Raw genomic sequence first — 15095 nt, 5'->3', positions numbered from 1 at the left:
TTCGTCCGGGCCGGGTTTCTCTATCCGGCCCGGACGAAACTCACAACCCGGTTCCGGCCTGCGGCTTTGGCCGAGTACAGGGCGTCATCGGCTTCTTTGAGTAATTGCCCGCTGCCGACTGGATGGTCAGCGGTGAAGGTTGAGATGCCAGCGCTGATCGTGAGCACCTGGCGGGGGTTGCCCGCGTGCACGATACCCAGTGATTCAATACCGGAGCGGATTCGGTCTACCGCGGCCTCCGCGTCGGCTGCTCCCTGGTCAGGCAGGATCAGCAAAAACTCCTCGCCGCCGAAGCGGTAGACACCGTCTGTGTCCCGTGCCAGCGCGGCCAGGGTCTTGGCGACCAATTTCAGGGCATTATCGCCAGCCGGGTGACCCTGCAGGTCATTGAAGCTCTTGAAGTAGTCAACGTCGCACAACGCCAGGGAGTAACGACCGCCGTAGCGCTGGCTACGGCCATGCAGCAAATCCAGGTCCTCGGTGAGTTTCAGCCTGTTGTCCAGATGGGTGAGAGGATCGGTTCGCGCCTGCCGGGTGAGCTCCTGCCGGTACTTTCCGAGTTGCGCGTGCAGGGCAGTCACCCGGCGTGCCACCAGGAGCCGGGTGCGCAGGGTGAAGGGGTCCAACGGCTTGGTGACGTAATCATCGGCGCCGGCCTCCATCCCGGCGAGCACGTCGTCCTGCGAGCCGAAGGAGGTGAGCAAGACGAGGTAGGTGTAGGAGTCCTCGGCGACCCTTCGGATCGACTCACACAGCTCCAGGCCATTCATGCCTGGCATCACCCAGTCGGTAACCACGACCTCCGGTTGATGCAGCTGGAACAGCTCCCACGCGGTGTCCCCGTCGGCCGCCGAGAGGCACTCGTAGCCGGCATGTTCCACCACCGCTTTCGCGACCATCAGCGAACCCGGATCATCGTCCACGACCAGTACCTTCACGGTGCTCCCACCACTGATTCGGCGAGCGCAACGGATACCAGTTCCAGTTCCGCTTCCAGCTCTGTCAGCTTTTCCGGGTGCACCCCGCTACCGCCGCGTGAGGCGTCCTCGAGCTCCGCGCACAGCGCGGCTACGCCGTCAGCACCGATATTTGCGGCTGCCCCCCGGAGCTTGTGCGCGGCGTCGCCCAATCCTGTGCCTCGCTCGAGCGCCTCGCGGAGCTCCGCGAGATCGCCGGGAACAGCGCCGAGGAACGCGGCGGCTGCAGCGGGCAGCACACCCCACCCATCATCGGCGCCCAGCCCACGGAGCACCTCCAGCCGGGCGGGGTCCACGACCTCCCGGGGTTCGGCGTGTACGACGTCGGCCGCGGGCGTCGGCGCTGTCGTGACGGCGGGGGCGACGGCGGGGGTGCCCACCCACCGGAGCAGGGTGGTCTGGAGCCGGGTGATGTCTACCGGCTTGGCGAGGTAATCGTCCATCCCTGCGGCGCGGCATCGTTCACGGTCCTCGCTCAGTGCTCCAGCGGTCATGGCGATGATTGGCAGATGGGCTCCTCCTCGACCCCTGATGGCGCGGGTGGCTTCGAACCCATCCATCACCGGCATGTGACAGTCCATCAGCACGGCCGCGTAGGTCTCGTGGGACGTGGCCTTGACCGCTTCGGTGCCATCTCCGACCAGGTCCACCCGATATCCCAGCTTCAGCAGCATCGATTCGGCGACCAGCTGGTTGACCGCGTTGTCCTCGACCACCAGGATGCGGGCATCCGAACCGTACTGGGCATCCTGCAGCTGGACGGTGCGGGAGCGGACAGTCTCCGGCGCCGGTTCGGCGTCGGTTGCAGTCATCAGGTGCATCAGGCGGTCGTAGAGCGCCGAGCTCCGGACCGGTTTGGTCAACCATTCAGACACCCCGGCAGCGGCAAGCCGGTCGCGGTCAATATGCCCGTTGGAAGTGAGGAGGATCAACCGGGTAGCTGCCAGCTCGGGGTGGCTGTTGATCGCCTCAGCCAGGTCGATCCCGTTGATATCCGGCATACACATGTCGAGCACAGCTATGTCGAAAGGTTCTCCCGCGTCGGCTGCGGCAAGGAGTCGCTCAATTGCGACGTCACCGGTCTCAACAGCTGCAGTGTTCATCCGCCAGGACCCCAGCTGCGATTCCAGCACCAGCCGGTTGGTCGCGTTGTCGTCGACCACCAGCACCCGTAGCTCGTCGAGCAGGTTGGATTCCGGTGCCGTCATGCTCTTCGACCCAGCGAGTGGCAGGGTGAACCAGAAGGTGCTGCCTGCACCGGGGGTGCTTGCAACCCCGATGGTCCCGCCCATCGCCTCAGTCAGGCGCCGGGAGATCGCCAGTCCCAATCCGGTTCCACCGTACCTGCGGGTGGTCGACGCATCAGCCTGCGCGAAAGATTCGAACAATCTCTCGTGGTCAGTTACCTCTACTCCGATGCCCGTGTCCTGCACCTCGAAGCGGATCATCGACCGGTGGTCGCCGCCGTGGGTATCGGCGACATCCACCGGGTGCACCCGGATGGCGATCTCTCCGGCCGCCGTGAACTTTACCGCGTTCGAGAGCAGATTCAGGAGCACCTGACGGATCCGCCCGGCGTCTCCGACCAGATGCTGGGGCACCTCGGGAAGGCAGTAGGCAATCAGCTCCAAATTCTTCCGTCGTGCACCCTCCGCGAGGAGGCCAGCCACTTCGTCGATGAGGTTGCGCGGGTCGAAGGACTCCATCTCCAGGTTGATCCGGCCGGCTTCGAGTTTCGAGAAGTCGAGGATGTCATTGATCAGCAGCAGCAGCGACTCTCCGGCACCCTTGACCCCCTGGGCGTACTGCCGCTGGGTGGAATCCAGCGGGGTGTCCAGCAGCAATCCCGTCAATCCGATCACCCCGTTCATCGGGGTGCGGATCTCGTGACTCATGGTTGCCAGGAATTCCGACTTCAGGCGGGTCGCCTCCAGTGCCGCCTCCCTCGCGTTGCGCAGCTCGGTCTCCGCAGCGCGCCGATCGCTGATGTCCTGGGCAATGGTTGCCATCCCACGCATCACCCCATCGGTGAACACCGGGGAGATAGTCATCGAGACCTGCACGACTGATCCGTTGCTGCGCAAACGTTCCGTTTCGAAACTATGACCCTCCCCGCTTGCGGCCACGAGAGCCTGCGCGGCCTCATTGTCTGCTCGTGCCGACGCCGGCACGAAGAAATCTTTGTCCCGGCCGATCGTGTCAGCCGCCGGGTACCCGAAGATCCGTTCCGCTCCGGGGTTCCAGCTGACAATCTTGCCGTCCGGGGTGTAACCGAAGATCGCGTCCGAGGACGAGGTGACGATCGCACCGAGCCCCTCGAGCTCCGCCGTGCGCGCCGCCACCTGGTCAGCCAGTCCGCGGGTAAGGGTCACATTCTCGATGACGATCAAAACCTGGCGGACCACCAGTAGCACCAGTGCCACCAACCCAATGCCGAGCTGGACTGGGTAGGTGCCGACAGTGATGTAGCCCGACACCATGATCGCCACAACCACCGGGACGTAGGGCACCAGTTCCAGCGCCACCGCATACCGGTGGCGATCGCCCTCCACTCGCGTGCTGCGCGGTACAAACGGCGCGAGGGCGATGAGCCCGAAGGCGAGCATCCAGCCGATGGCGAGCGGGGAACCGGTGGACCCTGTCGCGCCCTCAAAGACCAGGCGGACGTAGACGCTGTCGGTAACGGCGAGGACAAGCAGTCCACCCCCCATACAGAACCAGCGCAGCCGGTCACCCACCGGGCGTCGGATGCCCAGCACGAGCACCAGGGAAATGATGATCACATCGACCACCGGGTACGAGGTGCCGGTAAGTTGCCCGATGAATGCCTGCTCGGAGGATCGATAAGCGGGTCCAAGAACCGTCGCCCAGCTGATAAACAGCACAGTTGCGGCGATCACTCCGCCGTCGAGCAGGGTGTGGAGGCGGGACACAAGGGTTGCTGACGGCCGAGGAAACAGGAATAGTGCGGCAGTGGCTGGCACGGCATAACCAATGAATCCGAGGTCAGCAATCGAGGGGAAGGGATAGAGGTGATCGCGGGTGATTCCGAAGTAGGTCCATGCCAGCATCCCGCCAAACCAGGCGAGCATTGCCGTTGCCAGCACCCACCATGCCTTAGCCGAGTCCTTATCGCGCCGGGCACCCGCGGCGCAGCTGATGGCGGCGGCGAGGCTGAACGCCAGAAGGCTGATGTTCCCGATGCTCTGGGCCATCGGTGTGCCACTGTTCACCGTCAGGTAGTAACCGATCACCATGACCAGCGCCAGAGCACCGCCAGCGAGCCACCAGAGTCCACTCCGCCAGCGCATGGATGAAACCCTCGGTGCAACTGCGAGAGTATTCACATGGATCCTTTCGGCGGCTCAGTAGCGACGTACCGAGCGCTCCCCCACCAGGGGATCCGTCACTGCGCCGTCGTGCCTCTATAACCTCCTGCTACTCTAACGTCCCGCGGTCTAGGAACCGGGTCCCACCAGCAACATGTCATCGTTTCGACATCGGAGTGACCGGGCCTACCGGTAGGCAATAATGACCCAATGGGGAAACGTCGACGTACAACATCAGTGGCAACCATCGCAGCGCTCGCACTGACTCTCACCGCCTGCACGGATACCGGCCCAACGGCAGAGGACGCCGCCGCCGTGTTCGCCGAGGGGCTCACCGCCCTCGACGTCACCGGTTCCACGTTCACCGCCGGTTCGGTAGCGACGGTGAATGAGGAACTCGCCGCGATCACTGCGGCACTCGATCCGCTCACTCCCACCGTCTCAGTCGGGGCGGTGGAATCTCCGTCCGAGGGCACAGCCACCGTCCAACTGGACCACGTGTGGGACCTGGACGACAGCGACGACGACTGGGCCTACACCACCTCCGTGGAGCTTTCTCTCGTCGATGACGTCTGGCAGGTGGCCTGGGATCCGGCGGCTGCCGTGGACGGGCTGGAACCCGGCCAGGTCCTGACGAAGTCATCAAATCCGGCCGAGCGCGGAGACATCCTCGGCGCAGACGGCGAGATTCTGGTGACTGACCGTCCTGTGATCCGCATCGGCATCGACAAGACCCAGCTCGAGGCTGACCAGTGGGCCGGATCGGCCGAGGCCCTGGCTGCGCTGCTGGGAGTTGACCCGGAGGCCTTCGCCGCCCAGGTCGACGGAGCGGGGCCGGAAGCGTTTGTTGAGGCGATCGTGTTGCGCGACGACGATTCCCGCGCTGTAACCGACGCGGAGCTGGCCGCCGTTCCGGGGGCCCTCGCGCTCCCCGACGAGCTGGCCCTCGCCCCCACCCGGACGTTCGCCCGTGAACTGTTGGGGTCGGTGGGCCTGGCGAGCGCGGAAATGATTGAGCAGTCCGACGGCGAACTGGAGTCTGGCGACGTCACTGGCCTGTCGGGACTGCAACTGCAGCACAACGATCAGCTCGCGGGTACGCCCGGTCTGGTCGTCTCGGCGGCACCCGCCGAACAAACCGGCGACGCCACCGGGCCGGTGGTGCTGTTCGAACAGGACCCAGTGCCAGGGGAACCGCTGACTACCACCCTCGACCAGACGCTACAGTCACTTGCCGAGGGTGTGCTTGAGGAGGAGCCGTCGGCGTCGTCAATCGTGGCGTTACGCCCGTCCACCGGGGAAATCCTGACCGTAGCGAACGGACCCGGCAGCGCCGGCCTGCAGACCGCGCTGTTGGGCCAGTACCCGCCGGGCTCAACCTTCAAGGTAGCCACCTCCTTAGCCCTGCTGCGGGAGGGGTTCACGCCCGAATCCGGCACCCAGTGCACCGAGGAACTCGTTGTTGACGGTAGATCCTTCAACAACGCCAGTACCTACCCAGCCGCGTTTCTTGGTGAGATTCCGCTGCTGCAGACCTTCGCCCAGTCCTGCAACACCGGGTTCATCGCCACGCGCGACGTCGTCTCCCAGGAAGAGCTGGCCGCTGCCGCCAGCGATCTGGGGGTGGGGGTCGAGGCCTCCATGGGGATCTCCGCGTTTTTCGGGTCAGTGCCCGAGACCGCCGAGGGCACTGCGCACGCGGCTTCAATGATCGGGCAGGGCGAGGTGCTGGTGTCCCCGCTGGCCCTCGCGGTGATGACCGCGAGTGTCGGCGCCGGTGAACGTGTTACCCCCACCCTGCTCGCAGCGGATTCGGCTAACGAGACAGCGGGCGAGACGGCCGGCGAATCCGACCCGTCGCCGTCGCCGGCTGGTACCCCGGGCGCGCTCACCGCCGACGAGGCGGGAACGCTGCGGACCCTGATGGCCGCGGTCGTCGCCGAGGGCGGCGCCACGGTGCTCGCCGATGTACCCGGGGATCCGGTCCTGGCGAAGACCGGCACCGCAGAATTCGGGGATGAGGACCCACCACGAACCCACGCGTGGATTGTGGCACTGCAGGGTGACCTTGCGGTCGCGGTGTTTGTGGAGGAGGGAGAGCTGGGATCCACCTCCGGCGGCCCGCTGATGGACGCTTTCCTGCGCGGCGCCGCGCAGTAGCAGGTCAGGGTTTTTCCATGGTCAGTCGAGAACAATCGTGGCATGGCCGTCGACAACGTACCCCCCGGAGCGGGTTCCGCTCGCACCCGCACGAGGTCGGGACTACGCCACCGGGCCCTAATCCCGGTCGTTTTGCTCCTCGCTGTCAGCGGCCTTGCCGCCATCGCCCTGTCCCAGGAGAAAACTCCTAGCGTTCCACTCGGTGCCTCCGCGGCCATCGCTGGCGGCCTAAGCCGTATTAACGGAATCATTCCCCTCGAATCGGACAGCTGGAACCCCGCAGGAAGTCCCGGCTGGCTTGACGAGCCCATGGGAGACGGCTCGCATCGGGTCAGGGTAATACTGGAACTGACGGCGCTGGAACTCGGCGGTATGGACTTTGCAGCCGACGACTACTCTGTTGCGGGGGTAGGAACCAGCCGCTATAACGTGGTGTGGGCTCCAGTCGAATCGGCGTTCGTCAATCAGGGAGAGAACCTCAGCGTTGCCTTGGTCTTTGAACTACCCGATCAGGCTGTCCTTTTGACCCTCGATAACGACGACGACGTACGTCTTTCGCTCGGCACCGACCACCACTCCGGCGGGCAGTAAACAACCCTCAACTTTGGGGGTGCACACCACCCAGATGGGGCTTATTTGGGGGGGGACGAAGAGCGGAAAATTTGAGCCATCCACTTTAGGGGGTTCATCATGGATGCTACTCATCAACCAATGGCCAACCGTCCTGGCCCAGCACCCGTTCACCTATCAATTCAGATCATCGGAAAGCTGCGGGTCCGCCGTGGCAATGAAGTCCTGGAAGCCGAGCACTTCGGCGGTCCCAAACCGCGCCAGATCCTTGAGATCCTGTTACTGACACTTGGAACACCGGTGTCGAAAGATCGACTCGTCGAAAAGCTCTGGGGAAACCACCCCCCAGCCGAGTCCATGGCGACGCTGGAAAGCTACGTCAGCGTCCTGCGACGCCACCTTCAACCGGGCGAAGGCAAGGCAGGGCCCCTGCGCACATCAAACGGCGGCTATGTCATGGATCCGTTTTTGGTGGATCTTGATCTGGACCGATTCAATTCTTTGATGCGTGCGGTGCGGGCTTCTTCACCCGCGGCTGCCTATCCCCTGCTCCAGCAGGCACTTGAGCTGTCAGCGGTCCCGCTTCTGGCCGACGAGCTTCGACCCGAATGGGCGCAGGAGGAGCGTGCCCTGCATTCCGCCCGGGTCACGTCTGCCCTGATCCTCGCCGCCGAAATCGCGTGTGTTCTGCACCAGCCCGACGACGGAGTCCTTTGGGCGCGGCGTGCCCTGGACGCCGATTTCCTCAACGAGGGCGCCTGGACGGCGCTGGTTTCGGCGTTGGAGCAGTCGGGGCGCCATGCGGAGGGTCTCCAGGCGTACGAGCGGTGCCGGCGGGCCCTGGATCTTGAGCTCGGCTGCACTCCCGGACCCAAACTTCGGGACGCCCAGCTCCGGTTGCTTCGCGCCACGGCTGACGGCCAATCTGAGTTGGCTGAAGTGCTTTCGGCTCTGCTGGTGTTGCATGGCCGGGTGGAGCAGCGTACAGGCCGAAATTCGGTGCCACCCGAGTCGTCCCTTGGGAAGACCGTCCGCACCGCAGGCGAGGTGTTGTCTTCCTTCCTACTGAAAGCTCTAGCAACCTCCTGACCCGCCGCTCAGTTCCCGCCGATTTGCATCTGCCGTCACTGGAAGTGGTGCTTGCAGGTATGAATTGGGTTCCATCCACGCGTCGGGGGGCTCGCCCAACCCCACCACCCGACCATCAAGATGACTGCCGTTTGTATCAGCATGCGGGTTTCTCCTGTGCTTCCCAACATTTACCCATTTTTTCCACAGGATTTGCTGGTTTTGTCACCCCTGAGGATGCATACTCGGACTACACACAGCTGTTGGGGCGTGACACCGTAGGGGTGATTGTCATGACAGTTCTTGCAGCCGATTCTGTTAGCGTCGAGCTGAAGCAAATTCGTGTTCTTATCGTCGATGACCACGCAACCTTTGCTGAATTGCTGGCCCAGGCCCTCGCCTGGGAACCCGATCTGGCCAGCGTCGGATTCGCTACCAGCATTGGCACTGCAATCAAGCAGTTCATGTTGCTGCACCCCGACGTCGTCGTCATGGATTACCACCTGCCTGATGGCGACGGCATCACCGCAGCCGAACAGGTCCTCGCCGTGGCCCCAGATACCCGTGTGATCATGCTGACAGGCGATCCCAACCTGCAGGCACTTGGCCGGGCGGCCAACAGTGGCATCTGTGCCTTCCTCCCGAAGGACGGTTCCCTGATGACGTTGCTTGAGACGATCAGGCATGCCAGGAACGGTGGCATGATGGTGCATCCGCTTCTCGTTACTCAGCTCGCTGCACGCAGGAAACGGCCACCTTCCACCGGCTTTGCCTCGCTCACCCAGCGAGAACTGGAGGTCTTATCGTTAATGGCCGCAGGTAGCGATGTGCGTGCCAATGCGAAAGCACTGGGGATTACCGAGAACACTTGTCGAGGGTACGTGAAGTCCATTCTTGTGAAACTGGGGGCCCACTCGCAGCTCGAAGCAGTTGCTGTTGCCACCAGACTGGGCCTCCTGATTGAACCGCGGCATGGGTAAACGCCTCTGGCCTCGACACATAGCGGACGGCGGTGTGACCGTCTCAGAGCGCTCAGAGGTTCGCAGTGCGGTGGGGCGCTTCCTTTTGACCGGGCTGCTTGTCATGACACTGATTGCCACGCCTGTCGCCTTTTGGATTCGGGCTGAAGCGGAGAACCATGCGCTCGATAACGCGCAGCGCATTACCCAGCGCCTAGCTGACTATGCGGTCAGCCCGTTGATCAATGATCGCCTGATCGCTGGCGACCCCGCGGCGATCGAGGAACTTGATGTACGGCTGAAACCGTGGCTGGAACGGGGCGCCGTGTTGAGGATCAAGGTGTGGGACGGCGACGGGCGGATTATCTATTCAGACGTGCCGTCCCTGATCGGCCAACAATTCGACCTCCCCGCGCCCGCCCTGGGTCTGCTCGCCGGAGCTAGCGGAACCACGTCCCTGGAGGACCAACAAGGTCTGGAAAATGAGTACGAAGCAGACTCCGGCGAGTTGGTGGAGGTGTATGTGGGGTCGCTGGCGGCCACTGGAGCGCCCCTGATCTTTGAGGCGTACTACGACGACGACGGCGTTCGCGAAGAGCAGACTCGGGTGCTTTTGGCGATCACGCCGATCTTCCTGCTCGCCTTCGGCGTCCTCCAACTCGCACAGTTGATACCCGCTGTCCGGCTCGCCCGCCGGATCCAGGCACACGAGGTCTCCCGTCGCAAACTGCTGCAATACGCTATTGAAGCCTCTGATCTGGAGCGTCGACGGATTGCCAGGGACCTTCATGACGAGGTAATCCAGGACCTTGCGGGGCTGTCCTACGCGATGGAGGCCGAAGAGAAACGGGGTGCGGCCTCTCAACGTCCCCTGTTTGGCCGGGTCCGGTCCATTCTCCAGGAAAACCTCCGGACACTCCGTGCCATGACGAGTGAACTCTATCCCCCGGACCTGGACACGTTGGGGCTGCCGGCGGCTCTGACCCGGTTAGCAGAGTCTCTGCGCGAACAGGGCATCGACGTGGCGCTTCAGGTTCCGGACAACTATGAGATGGACCGCGACCACGCCGTCATGTTGTACAGGGTGGCCCGGGAGGTACTGACCAATACCGTGAAGCATGCCCATGCGAACTCCGTCCATCTTTCGCTGCTGAGGGAGGACGGTAGTACCGTCCTGACCATCAGGGACGACGGCCGCGGTTTCAACCCAGAGGATGGTTCACCCGAAGGCCATCTCGGCCTACGGCTCATGCATGACACCATCCGGGAGGCAGGCGGCTCCCTTCAGGTGTTGTCAGGCGGAGGCTGCGGTACCTCAGTGATCGCAACACTCAGCCGCATCCCCTCCGCCGCTTAGCTGGGGCCGAGCGGCACAGGGTTTCTCCAAGGGCGGTTTGACATCATCGAGCCACTTGCTTCGAAGGGAGATACCAATGTCCATTTCACGGCGACAAGTGCTGCTGGGGGGCGGCCTGATGGGGGCCCTCGGCGCAGGCGCCCTGTCCCTGCCGGCTCGGTCCATCGATGCCAAATCGATCAGCCGTCTGGCTCCCGGGGACATGCCCCGCCCGTTTCAAACACTTCTAACGCAGGCCCCCATCCTTGAACCATCCTCCACGGGCATCGATCCGGTGGATGGTGCTCCGGTCAGTTATTTCACGCTCACCGAGATGGCGGCTACCGCCGCCATCCTCCCTCGGCTCAAAACCCCGATCCTTGGCTACGACGGGATCTTTCCCGGCCCCACGATCAGCCTCGAGCAGGGCACCAAAGCCGTTCTGCGCATACGTAACCAACTGCCGGCTGTCCACCCCTTTGACGGCCACCCCCTAACGACCTCAACGCATCTACACGGGTCAGCGTCGTTGCCGCAGTACGATGGGTACGCCAGCGATATCACCAGCCCCGGGTTCCGAAAGGACTATCACTACCCGAACTTCCAGCCAGCCCGGACCCTCTGGTATCACGACCACGGCGTCCATTACACAGCGCTCAACGTATACTCCGGACTCGTCGGGCAGTACCACCTTCACGATCCGCTGGAGCGCGCGCTCCTACCTCAGGGACGATTTGATGTGGCGCTCAGCATCTCCGACGCCATCTTCGCGGCAAACGGCACTCTCAGCTACACGGACGACAGCCATTCGGGGCTCTGGGGTGACGTCATTCTGGTCAATGGCCGGCCGTGGCCCGTATTGAAAGTACAGAAACGCATCTACCGATTCAGGATCCTCAACTGCTGTATCTCCCGCTCGCTACGGCCCGCCCTGAGCACCGGAGACCCGGTCACCTTTGTCGGCGTTGACGGTGGGCTGCTGCCGCTGTCCCAGACCGTGGCAAGCTGGCGGCACGCCTCTGCGGAACGTTATGAGATCCTCATCGATTTCCGGAAATACAGCACCGGGCAACGGATCGTGCTGCGGAACCTGTCCAACCCAAACAATGTGAACTATGACTACACCAACAGGATCATGGCATTCGATGTTACCGATGAACCGGTTGATACGAGCGACCCGACCTGGAACACTATTCCGGCGCAACTCGCAACCAGCAATCCTGTGATGGCCCTCAACCCATCCGAGTCCCGTAAGGTCCGCAGGTTCCGGGTCAAGCGCGACGACGTCACTAATATGTGGATCATCAACGGGGAAACCTGGCAAGACGTCATCAGCAGCGGCTACAAAAGGGTCATCGCGGATCCGGGGCTCGGGGACGTCGAAATCTGGGAATTTGAGAACAGCTCCGGCGGATGGTTCCACCCGCTTCACATCCACCTCATCGATTTCAAGATCCTCAGCCGCAACGGCCGCCCGCCGTTCGCCTACGAGAAGGGGCCAAAGGATGTGGTCTACATTGGGGAAGGAGAGACGGTCCGGCTGCTGATGAAGTTCGGGCCTCACAAGGGCCGTTATATGTTGCACTGCCACAACCTTCCGCACGAGGACCACGACATGATGGTTCAGTTCAGGGTGGGGCCGGAAGACAACTTTGATCCTTATGACCCGATCACTGCGGCACCCGCTACGTGGGATGGCTAGGACCAGCACCCGGCGTTTCGTGGGGGCGGCGTTGATGGGTATCGCCGTCCTCCTCGGGCTCCGACTGTGGGTCGTCGAACCATTCACCGTCGCGTCGGACAGCATGGAGCCCACCGTGCCGCAGGGCAGTACAGTGGTGTTATTCAAGGGACCTCCATCAGGCGAGGCGCGTTCCCTCGTAGCCTTCCCCAACCCCGTGGACAGTACCCTCACCCTCAAACGCATCGTGGCGGTCGGGGGGCAAATTGTGGCAATCAAGGATGCGACGCTCTATGTCGACGGTATCCCTCCCGACGAATCCTTCGTTGATTATGAGAGCATTGACGCAACGTACTTTGGGCCCGTCACAGTGCCGGATGGTTATGTTTTTGTGCTGGGAGACAACCGCGCGGTATCCATAGACTCTCGGGATTTCGGGCCGGTTCCCAAGGAAAGCCTCACCGCATCTGTGATCTGGCCGGCTTCTCAGCCCTGACCGCTAACGCAGCTGTGGAACCGTGCTGCCGCGGGTCTCGATGATTTCCTTGCCGAGTGGCGTTAGCGAGATCGGGATCATTTTCAGGTTGGCGATGCCCAGGGGGATGCCGATGATGCTCAGGAACATGGGGATCGCCGTCAGCACGTGCCCGATGGCAAGCCAGATGCCTGCGACAACTATCCAGATGACGTTGCCGATACCGGACAGCGTCGACGCTCTGCCTCCCCGATCCACAATCGTTCGGCCGAAAGGCCAGATGGCGTAGGCGGCGATCCTGAAGGACGCAATCCCGAACGGGATCGTCACGATCAGCAGGCAGCAGATCACGCCCGCCAGAACATACCCCAGGGCAAGCCAGATGCCGCCGAAAATCAGCCAGATGACATTCAGAATTACGTTCATGGGTTCAATTTTCCTTTAGTGCACTGCGGCGGTCTATGGGGGACACCCCTGAGTTTGCCGATCGTCCAGTGCGTTTCGGGGACAGGCAAAAAAGTGCCCTTCCCGCGGACGGGAAGGGCACTCATTGGTCAGAGCCTAGTTGCTCCGGCGGTCGTTCGACGCGGGCGCGGTGGCCCGGCGGGGTCCGCTGGAGCGGCGTCCCGCCCCGGCCGACGGCGTGTGGTTGCGCTGATTACCCGGCTCCTGCTTGGCGCCCGCGTTGCTGGAGCGGTGAGGTGCCTTGCCCTGGGGTGCGACGTCGGCAGCGCGTGCACCGGCTGGACGGCGGGTGCGGTTGCCGCCACCCGTTCCCGAGCCGGCGGGACGGTCGTCGTCACGACGGCGTCCGCCACCGTTGGAGCCGCCAGCTGATGCGCCGGCCGTAGCGCCAAAGCGGGGACCGCGTGGCTGATCCTGCCGACGATCGGACCGGTTGCCCGTCGACTCGGCGGAAACCTTCCCGCGACCGCCGCGGCCGCCACGGCCACCCGACGAGGGTGGAGCCGTGCCACGGCGCTTGCGCTGTGCGTTGGCTCCGGTGGAGGTGCCACCGCCGCGCTGCGCTTCACGTGATGCAACCAATGACGCGCGGGTTCGCGGGTCGATCTTCTCGGCGACATCACCGATCAGCTTGCCGACCAGCGGAGAGGTGGCCTTCACGTTCTCAAAGGCAACGTCGACTCCCGCGGCGCGCATCAGTTTCTGCACCTCGGACTTCTGCTCCGGCAGGGTGATCGTGACCACGGTCCCTGACGAGCCGGCACGGGCGGTACGGCCCGAGCGGTGCAGGTAGGCCTTGTGCTCGGTGGGGGGATCGACGTGGACCACCAGTTCGACGTCGTCCACGTGCACGCCGCGGGCGGCGACGTCGGTGGCGACGAGCACGCGCACGTCGCCGGAGGAGAACTCGGCGAGGTTACGGTCGCGGGCGTTCTGCGACAGGTTGCCGTGCAGGTCGACGGCAGGGATCCCGGCGTCGGTCAGGGTCTTGGCCAGTTTGCGTGCGTGGTGCTTGGTGCGCATGAAGAGCAGGCGGCGCCCGCTGCCCGAGGCGAGCTGAACGATCAGCTGCTTCTTCTGCGTCTGGTCGCCGACCAGCAGGACGTGGTGCTCCATGGTGGTCACCGACGCCTGGGGGTCATCCACCGAGTGAGTCAGCGGGTTGGTCAGGTACCGCTGGACGAGCTTGTCCACGCCGTTGTCCAGCGTGGCGGAGAACAGCAGGCGCTGGCCCTCCTTGGGGGTGGTGTCCAGGAGCTTCTTCACGACGGGCAGGAAGCCGAGGTCGGCCATGTGGTCGGCCTCGTCCAGCACGGTGATCTCGACGGCGTCGAGGGTGATGAGCTTCTGGCGCATCAGGTCCTCGAGGCGGCCCGGGCAGGCGATGACAATGTCGACGCCGGCGCGCAGGGCCTTCTCCTGGCGGGCCTGGGAGACACCGCCGTAAATGACCGTGGTGTTCAGGCCGAGCACGGTGGCCAGCGGTTCGATGGTCGCGTTGATCTGGGTGGCGAGCTCGCGGGTCGGAGCGAGCACCAGCGCCAGCGGGCGTCCGGGCTTCCGCCGGTACGCGGCTTCCTGCTCGGCGAGCCGGGCCACCATGGGGAGCGCGAACGCGAGTGTCTTGCCGGAGCCGGTGCGGCCGCGGCCGAGTACGTCACGGCCAGCCAGCGTGTCGGGCAGGGTCTTGACCTGGATGGGGAATGGTTCGGTGATTCCCTGGGCGGTAAGGGTTTGGACCAGTGCCTTGGGCACACCGAGTGCAGCAAAAGTAGTCATGTAGGTACACGAACTTTCTTCTCATCTTCCCCACGAATCGGTTGACGCGAGGGGTTCGCCGAAGAAAAGTCAGACAGTGTCAACCGCGCTCACAATGTTGGGAGCTCAAATGCGGGACAAAAGAATGCGTTCATCGACGCAAGCTGCGCTGGTTTCCAGCAGGTGTGGAGTATTTCCATCCAGGCTGGCACGCAGACAAGTCCCCCAACTCTATCAGCGTTGGCATCGCCTGACTTGCGCCATGGCCCGTTTGACCGTGAACTGGGGGTGAACGTGATTGACACCACAGCGACCCG

At 63.6% G+C, this 15095-nt stretch carries 11 protein-coding genes; 7 read left to right on the top strand and 4 right to left on the bottom strand.

Features of this window, described 5'->3' with window-relative positions:
• Positions 1-20: 20 nt before the first annotated feature.
• Both H4V95_RS02995 and H4V95_RS18200 read right to left on the bottom strand, forming a co-directional pair.
• Positions 21-938, bottom strand: coding sequence for a diguanylate cyclase (locus tag H4V95_RS02995; protein ID WP_209728685.1), 918 nt, complete (start codon positions 936-938; stop codon positions 21-23).
• Positions 935-4324, bottom strand: coding sequence for a response regulator (locus tag H4V95_RS18200; protein ID WP_312883929.1), 3390 nt, complete (start codon positions 4322-4324; stop codon positions 935-937). The genes H4V95_RS02995 and H4V95_RS18200 overlap by 4 nt, the downstream gene beginning before the upstream one ends.
• Positions 4325-4543: 219 nt before the next feature.
• On the opposite strand from H4V95_RS18200, the gene H4V95_RS02985 reads away from it, so the two are divergent.
• The 7 genes from H4V95_RS02985 to lepB all read left to right on the top strand — a co-directional run bounded on the left by H4V95_RS02985 (position 4544) and on the right by lepB (position 12576).
• Positions 4544-6466 carry a penicillin-binding transpeptidase domain-containing protein gene (locus H4V95_RS02985; protein WP_312883928.1) on the top strand — a complete coding sequence of 641 codons (1923 nt, stop codon included), beginning with the start codon at positions 4544-4546 and terminating at the stop codon, positions 6464-6466.
• A 42-nt stretch (positions 6467-6508) separates the two neighbouring features.
• The gene (locus H4V95_RS02980; protein WP_209728681.1) at positions 6509-7057 is read left to right on the top strand and encodes a hypothetical protein; all 549 of its coding nucleotides are present in this window, start codon (positions 6509-6511) and stop codon (positions 7055-7057) included.
• 99 nt (positions 7058-7156) lie between these two features.
• Complete coding sequence (locus tag H4V95_RS02975; protein WP_245345545.1) at positions 7157-8125, top strand: BTAD domain-containing putative transcriptional regulator; 969 nt, start codon at positions 7157-7159, stop codon at positions 8123-8125.
• A gap of 131 nt (positions 8126-8256) precedes the next feature.
• A complete protein-coding gene (locus tag H4V95_RS02970) occupies positions 8257-9084 on the top strand; it encodes a response regulator transcription factor (protein WP_209728679.1) in 828 nt (275 codons plus the stop codon).
• Positions 9085-9187: 103 nt separating this feature from the next.
• Positions 9188-10420 (top strand): sensor histidine kinase, encoded by a 1233-nt coding sequence (locus tag H4V95_RS02965; RefSeq protein ID WP_196865435.1) that lies wholly within the window; start codon positions 9188-9190, stop codon positions 10418-10420.
• A gap of 76 nt (positions 10421-10496) precedes the next feature.
• Complete coding sequence (locus H4V95_RS02960) at positions 10497-12101, top strand: multicopper oxidase family protein (RefSeq protein ID WP_196865436.1); 1605 nt, start codon at positions 10497-10499, stop codon at positions 12099-12101.
• Entirely contained in the window at positions 12094-12576 is a 483-nt protein-coding gene (lepB, locus tag H4V95_RS02955; protein WP_196865437.1) for a signal peptidase I, read from the top strand. Before H4V95_RS02960 ends, lepB begins: the two co-directional genes overlap by 8 nt.
• 3 nt (positions 12577-12579) lie before the next feature.
• On the opposite strand, the gene H4V95_RS02950 is transcribed toward lepB, so the two are convergent.
• Complete coding sequence (locus H4V95_RS02950; protein WP_196865438.1) at positions 12580-12981, bottom strand: YccF domain-containing protein; 402 nt, start codon at positions 12979-12981, stop codon at positions 12580-12582.
• Between the two features lie 135 nt (positions 12982-13116).
• Positions 13117-14799: a DEAD/DEAH box helicase gene (locus H4V95_RS02945; protein WP_209728677.1), complete on the bottom strand. Its 1683-nt coding sequence runs from the start codon at positions 14797-14799 to the stop codon at positions 13117-13119.
• Between the last annotated feature and the right edge of the window lie 296 nt (positions 14800-15095).

The organism is Arthrobacter sp. CAN_C5, assembly GCF_017875735.1.
Taxonomy (GTDB): Bacteria; Actinomycetota; Actinomycetes; order Actinomycetales; family Micrococcaceae; genus Arthrobacter_D.
This window is presented reverse-complemented; position numbering and strand designations above follow the sequence as displayed.